Below are 6,689 nucleotides of genomic sequence, written 5' to 3' on the forward strand. Positions count from 1 at the left end.
CCACGGTGGGAGCAGGCGTTGATGAGGCAGTTGAGCTCGCCGTCCTTGCCGCGGGTGATGACGACGGGCTGGCGGCCGATGTTGGTGGTGAAGTAGTCGCCGACGTTGGGGATCTGGGACTCGTGGGCGAGGAAGATCCAGTTGCCCTCGAAGATGTACTTCATCTCGAGGTCGAAGATCTCCTGGTCGGTGAAGATCTCGCGGTTGACGCGGACGATGCCCTCTTCGGGGCGGTTCTCCAGTGCGCGGGACAGGATCTCGCGGGTGGCGGTGGTCATGAGGTGGTCTCCGTTCTGCCGGGGTGAAGCGTGTGCCTTGTGCAACGTCGCCCATCCTGCGACAGATGTGCGCTCTGCCACATCGGGGGAACACCTAGGGGAAGTTAGGGGGTTGCCGTTCATTCACTGAATCAATCGTTCATATAGTGGTCACTGCCTGCCGTGATGGTGGACACACTGCCGCTCCGGGGCGAGCCAGGGAATTTCCGGGGCCGGGGGTAGCTGCCGGGGTCAATCGTTTTGCGTCGGTTTCTGCTGTTTTCCGCCGCCACCTGCGATAACTTCCTGCTTATCGACGCCCACCCCAGCCCCCATCGAAGATGTCGGGGGTATCCGGCCCCCGAATCCCACCCCCGAACGTCGCCTGTCTCCCTAGGGGGTTGCCTAGGCTTTCACCGGGGGTGTTGGTTCGTCGACGTGTCCGGGTACCCCGAAACGCCGCGATGACCTGCGGAAACTGTCGGGGTGGGGGACGGGGGCGTCGAGAAGCAGGAAACCTGTAGAGGGAAACTGCTTGCGCTGGCACGGTGAGGTGGGACACAGTGGGGTCACTCCAGCGAGGACTTCACCGCTGGGCCCCACCTCTTCTTTCTGAACCACCACGATCTAGGAGTCAGCAGATGACCTTCGAGAACCTCTCCACCCACGACGGTGACCCCACCGCCAAGGGCTCCGGCAACGCCGCCACCGACAAGTTCAAGGGCGAGTCCGTCAAGTCCGACACCTCCAAGGAGCGTGCGAACGCGATCTACACCGATCTCCTCGCCGCCATCGGTGAGGTCGCCCACAAGCACCAGGTCACCTACGACGAGTACCGCGTGCTGAAGAACTGGATGATCCAGGTCGGCGAGTACGGCGAGTGGCCGCTGTGGCTGGACGTCTTCGTCGAGCACGAGATCGAGGAGATCAACTACAACCGCAACGACTACACCGGCACCAAGGGCTCCATCGAGGGCCCGTACTACGTGCCGAACTCCCCGGAGCTTCCCTGGAAGACCGAGATGCCGATGCGCGAGCAGGACAAGGCCGCCGAGTCCCTCATCTTCAAGGGCCAGGTCACCGACGTCGAGGGCAACGGCCTCAACGGCGCCACCGTCGAGCTGTGGCACGCCGATGAGGAGGGCCTGTACGCACAGTTCGCACCGGGCATCCCGGAGTGGAACCTGCGCGGCACCATCCGCACCAACGAGAACGGCGAGTTCGAGATCACCACCCTGTGCCCGGCTCCGTACCAGATCCCGGCCGACGGCCCGACCGGCTGGTTCATCGACTCCTACGGCGGCCACCCGTGGCGCCCGGCCCACCTGCACCTGATGGTCAAGAACCCGGGCTACCGCGAGATCACCACCCAGCTCTACTTCGAAGGTGGCGAGTGGGTCGAGGACGACGTCGCGACCGCTGTCAAGCCGGAGCTCATGCTCAACCCGCAGCCCAACGCTGAGGGCGTCAAGGAAGTCACCTACAACTTCGCCCTGGACAAGGAAGACTAGACTCTTCACTGACCGGCCCCACGTCCTTTCGGGCGTGGGGCCTTTCCCCTTATATGAAGGAGTACCCCCTGTGTCTGACCTGACCATCGCCAAGGTGGAGACCCGGCTTCTCGACGTCCCCCTCTTCCGCCCCCACGGTTTCGCCACCTACACCGCGACCGCACAGCCGATTCTCCTGGTCTCCGTCACCCTCGAGGGCGGCGTCACCGGCTACGGCGAGGGTGTCGTCCCCGGCGGCCCGTGGTGGGGCGGCGAGTCCGCCGAGACCATGAAGGTGATCATCGACAACCACCTCGCCGAGGCCACCGTCGGCCGCGAGGTCACGGAGCTGGCCGGCATCGTCCAGGACTGGAACCGTTCGGTCGCCAACATGCGCTTCGCCAAGGCCGGCCTCGAGATCGCCATGTACGACGCCTGGGCCCGCGCCCTCAACGTCCCCCTCGCGCACCTGCTCGGCGGCCAGTTCCGCGACGAGCTCGACTGCGTCTGGGCCCTCGGTGTGCTGCCCCTCGACGAGGCCATCGCCGAGGTCAACGAGCGCCAGGAGCTGCTGGGCACCACCCAGTTCAAGCTGAAGATGGGTTCCGGTGACCCGGCCGTCGACTCCGGCCGCATCGCCGAGCTCATCGCGAATACCGCCGATCACCTGTCGTACCGCATCGACGTCAACGCCCGTTGGGACCGCCTCACCGCGCTGACTTACCTGCCGAAGCTGCGCGACGCCGGTATCCAGCTCTTCGAGCAGCCCACCCCGGCCGATGACCTGGACACCCTCCGCGAGATCACCACCCGCGTCGGCGTGCCCGTCATGGCCGACGAGTCCGTCTGCTCCCCGGCCGACGCCTTCGCCGTGGTGGCGAAGCAGGCCGCCGACGTCATCGCCATCAAGACCACCAAGATCGGTGGACTGCTCGAGTCGAAGAAGGTCGCCGCGATCGCCGAGGCCGCCGGCCTGGCCTGCCACGGCGCGACCTCGCTGGAGGGCCCCTTCGGTACCGCCGCCTCGCTGCATTTCGCGGCCTCCACCCCGGCCATCACCTACGGCACCGAGCTCTTCGGCCCGCTGCTGCTCAAGGAGACCTACGTGGAGAACGACATCGAGTACCGCGACGGCAAGGTCATCGTGCCCTCCGGCCCCGGCACCGGCCTCAACCCGGACTGGGACAAGATCAACCACTTCACCCGCGACTAGATGCAGTGGCTGGTCCGGCTGCGTGCCGACGTCCCCCTCGACATGGACCCCGAGGTCCGCGCCGACCTCTTCCAGCGCACCCGCGACCTCGTGTCCGGGTGGCCGGGAGAGGTCTGGCGGGTGGCCGGTGGCTGGACCGTGGTTGCGGTTCTCTCGGTCGAGGATCCGCATGAACTCATCGCCGCTCTGCCTCTGCATCCCTGGCTGACCGTCACCGTGGAGCCGCTCGTCAGCTACTGAGTGCCAGCGCTGAACCCCCGCGCTGCGATGGCGCGGGGATTCGGTGATTCCAGGAGGTCGAAGACTATCCGAGGGTGAAGACACTAAGTCGAACCGCGAACAATCTTCGACCTTTGACCTGCCTAAAGGTCGAAGAAGGGTCAATCCTCGACCTCTTTGACTCGACTCCCTGTCTTCACCCTGAGCGCGCCCGCTGAAACCTGCTCACCTTAGTCAGATTTCAACCCCGTACAATCCGACGCCCGCCACGGCTGTGGATAACCCGGGTTATCCACAGATTCCGGCCCGCAGCGCAGCCAACGGCATGACACACCGCCACCCACAGCCGACACTGTGCGCATGGAGAATTGGCAGGAGAAGTTCGGACTCGTCACTACGCGTCGCAAAGCAGCGTCGGACACGGAATTCTGGAGCAACAGGGCGGCGTTCCACTTCCTCACGCGTGAAGTGGCCATGCCGGCGGAGAAGTGGACAGCACTCAAGCCCTGGGAGAAGCACACCGCCCGAGCGGCAGCCCGGGCTCTGGCGTCGAAGAAGGCCGTCGTCGCGGGGAGGGCGGCTGCGCGGCTGCTCGGGATCGGTGTGCACGCGTGGAACGACCCCGTCGTCGACCTGCTGCTTCCTGAGGGAAAAACCGGCCCCGCGAGGTCGCTGTGGCCACCCGGCGTGGTGTTCCGCAAGCACTATCTCCCCCTCACCCAGATCTACCGCGTCCACGGGCTGCGGGTCACCAACGTCACGCGCACCCTGCGAGACATCACCTGCTGGTACGGCGTGCTGGAGGGGGTTGTCGCGATGGATGCGGCCCGGAAGAAGTGGCCCGAGCTGACGAAGGGGATGCTGTGGGAGGGGATGATCGACGGCCCGCGCTACAAGGGGAAAGCTGATGTGCAGAATGCGCTGGAGCTCTCCGTCACCAATTCGGGCAGCCCGAAGGAGTCGCACGCCCGCTACCTGCTCCTCACCTCAGACATTGTGCTGGAGTCGCTGGAACTTCAGGCGGAGATCATCGACCCGGAGACGGGTGAGACCTACTACGTGGACTTCCTCATCAACGGCTGGCTGGTGCTCGAGATCGACGGCGATGTGAAGTACGACGGTGTCACTTACGGCAGGACGGATGCGACGATCCGCGCGGAGCGGCAGCGGGAGAAGGCGATCCAGAACACGGGCAAGGTCATGCGCCGCACCGATGATCCTGCGGAAGCAGTCTCCCTGGTGCGCGCGGCGCTGACGAGGGCCGCCTAGACCCGCACGCCCTCGCGAACGACCGCGGGCGCGGTGTGCTCGCGAACGCCGAAGAGCGCGACGGCGGTCAGGGCGACGAGTGCTCCGGCGCCGAGGTAGAGGGCGGTGGGGGACCAGCCGGCGTCGAGAAGGTAGCCGACGATGATCGGCGCGAGCACGGCGCCGACGCGCGCGATGCCGATGGCGGAGCCGACGCCGGTGGTGCGCAGCAGCGCCGGGTAGGCCTGCGGGGTGACGGTGTACATGCCGGTGACGCAGCCGTTGAGCAGCATGCCGACGCCGACGCCGAGCGCGAACATGAGCGCCGGCCACTGCGCGGCGGAGATGAATCCGATGAGAACGACCGCGGAGATGAGGGAGAAGGCGGTGAGGAGACGGCGGGCGTCGATACGCGTGGTCAGCGCGCCGTAGAGCAGCGATCCGAGGGTGCCGCCGAAGGAGAGCATGATGCCGCCGATGATGCCCTGCTGCGCGGACAGGCCGTATTCGGTGAGCAGCTTCGGGGTCCACTGGTTGGCGAACTGGAAACCGGCGGTGATGAGCGAGAACGCGATCCACAGGCGGATCGTCGTCGCGCGGAAGGGTCCGCGGAACAGGTCCCGCAGTCCGGCGGACTGCTTCTCGACGCCCGCCTCCCGGACCTCAAAGTCCGACGTCACGCCGATGCGTGCGGCGACCTTGCGGACCTTGTCCTCGCGGCCCTGGTTGCGCAGGTAGTCGACGGATTCCGGGAGGGCGAACACGGTGATCACGAGGGAGGCGGCGGTGAGTGCGGCGCCGATGGCGAAGATGGAGCGCCAGCCGTACTCGGGGATGAACCGGGCGGCCAGGACGCCGCACAGCGACGCGCCGAGGCCGTAGCCGGCGGAGTAGATGGAGATCGCCAGGCCGCGGAAGCGCAGGTTGGAGAACTCGGACACAACGACGGTCACGCACGCGAGGATGCCGCCGACGCCGATGCCGGTGACCACGCGCCACAGCAGCAGCTCGGTGAAGGAGTCCGCGAGGGCGGACATCGTCAGGCCGAGCAGGTCGATGGCCAGGGCGGCGAGGATGATGGTGCGGCGGCCGTAGCGGTCGGCCAGCGGCGCGAGGAACAGCGAGCCGAGACCGATGCCGATGAGGGCGGCGGACAGGAGCCAGCCGAGCGGGGCGCCGGTGAGCTCGAACTCCGTCGACACGGCGGAGGAGGTGAACGCCATGGCGACGAGGTCGTAGCCGTCGAGGGCGTTGAGGAAGGCGGCGAGCCCGATGATGAACCACTGGTAGGTGCTCATTCGGGTGGTGTCGATGAGGTGTCTGATGTCCACGGCGGCTGAGATTACGTGAGGTGTACCAATTCCCCTGAGTTTTATTCACCCCCACGGCGGAACCCCTGGCGCCCACCCCTAACTAACCCCTGGGTGGGCGGGGCGTCGTAAAGCGGCTGGCCAGTGGGTTTCACTCCGCCCCGGAGTGTTCGGCAGGCGAACGCCTTGCTTCAGTGTGAACCAGGTCTCTACCGTGATGGGCATCACCTCAGCATGGATCAACAGGAGGTCCTCACCATGACCAGTGCGCTCAACGCCGCGACCGACGGCTTCATTGCACCGCTGCATTTCCCCGAGTACCGCACCACCATCAAGCGCAACCCGAGCAACGACCTCATCATGGTCCCCGAGCGTCTCGGCGAGCTCTCCGGACCCGTCCTCGGCGCCCGCGACCTCGGCGGCATCGACAACGACATGACCATGGCCAACGGCGGCGAAGCCATCGGCCAGCGCATCTTCGTCCACGGCCGCGTCCTCGGCTGGGACGGCAAGCCGGTCCCGCACACCCTCGTCGAGGCCTGGCAGGCCAACGCCGCCGGCCGCTACCGCCACAAGAACGACTCCTGGCCCGCGCCGCTCGACCCGCACTTCAACGGAGTCGCCCGCACCATGACCGACGAGAACGGCCACTACAACTTCCTCACCGTCATGCCCGGCATGTACCCGTGGGGCAACCACCACAACGCGTGGCGCCCCGCCCACATCCACTTCTCGCTCTACGGACGCCAGTTCACTGAGCGACTCGTCACCCAGATGTACTTCCCGGGCGACCCGATGTTCTTCCAGGACCCGATCTACAACTCCGTCCCGGCCGGCGCTCGCGAGCGCATGATCGCAGTCTTCGACTACGACGAGACCCGCCCGAACTACGCCCTCGGCTACAAGTTCGACATCGTGCTGCGCGGCAGCAACGCCACCCCCTTCGAGAACT

At 66.3% G+C, this 6,689-nt stretch carries 7 protein-coding genes; 5 read left to right on the forward strand and 2 right to left on the reverse strand.

Going from position 1 to position 6,689, the window contains the following annotated elements:
• On the reverse strand, positions 1 to 278 hold a 278-nt coding region (locus Q4G50_RS14165), incomplete at its 3' end, for an aromatic ring-hydroxylating dioxygenase subunit alpha (protein ID WP_303378299.1).
• Positions 279 to 898: 620 nt separating this feature from the next.
• On the opposite strand from Q4G50_RS14165, the gene catA reads away from it, so the two are divergent.
• The 4 genes from catA (at position 899) to Q4G50_RS14185 (ending at position 4,448) form a co-directional block, all read left to right on the forward strand.
• Positions 899 to 1,768 carry a catechol 1,2-dioxygenase gene (catA, locus tag Q4G50_RS14170; protein WP_303378300.1) on the forward strand — a complete coding sequence of 290 codons (870 nt, stop codon included), beginning with the start codon at positions 899 to 901 and terminating at the stop codon, positions 1,766 to 1,768.
• 70 nt (positions 1,769 to 1,838) lie between these two features.
• Positions 1,839 to 2,960 carry a muconate/chloromuconate family cycloisomerase gene (locus tag Q4G50_RS14175; protein ID WP_303378301.1) on the forward strand — a complete coding sequence of 374 codons (1,122 nt, stop codon included), beginning with the start codon at positions 1,839 to 1,841 and terminating at the stop codon, positions 2,958 to 2,960.
• Complete coding sequence (locus Q4G50_RS14180; protein WP_303378302.1) at positions 2,961 to 3,200, forward strand: muconolactone Delta-isomerase family protein; 240 nt, start codon at positions 2,961 to 2,963, stop codon at positions 3,198 to 3,200.
• A 339-nt stretch (positions 3,201 to 3,539) separates the two neighbouring features.
• Positions 3,540 to 4,448 (forward strand): hypothetical protein, encoded by a 909-nt coding sequence (locus tag Q4G50_RS14185; protein WP_303378303.1) that lies wholly within the window; start codon positions 3,540 to 3,542, stop codon positions 4,446 to 4,448.
• Here Q4G50_RS14185 and Q4G50_RS14190 read toward each other — a convergent pair.
• A complete protein-coding gene (locus Q4G50_RS14190; protein ID WP_303378304.1) occupies positions 4,445 to 5,758 on the reverse strand; it encodes an MFS transporter in 1,314 nt (437 codons plus the stop codon). The two genes, Q4G50_RS14185 and Q4G50_RS14190, sit on opposite strands and share 4 nt — an antisense overlap.
• Positions 5,759 to 5,995: 237 nt before the next feature.
• On the opposite strand from Q4G50_RS14190, the gene pcaH reads away from it, so the two are divergent.
• Positions 5,996 to 6,689, forward strand: a 694-nt coding sequence (gene pcaH, locus Q4G50_RS14195; protein ID WP_303378305.1) for a protocatechuate 3,4-dioxygenase subunit beta, incomplete at its 3' end; no start/stop codon positions are given.

It is taken from the genome of Corynebacterium sp. (assembly GCF_030538285.1).
Taxonomy (GTDB): Bacteria; Actinomycetota; Actinomycetes; order Mycobacteriales; family Mycobacteriaceae; genus Corynebacterium.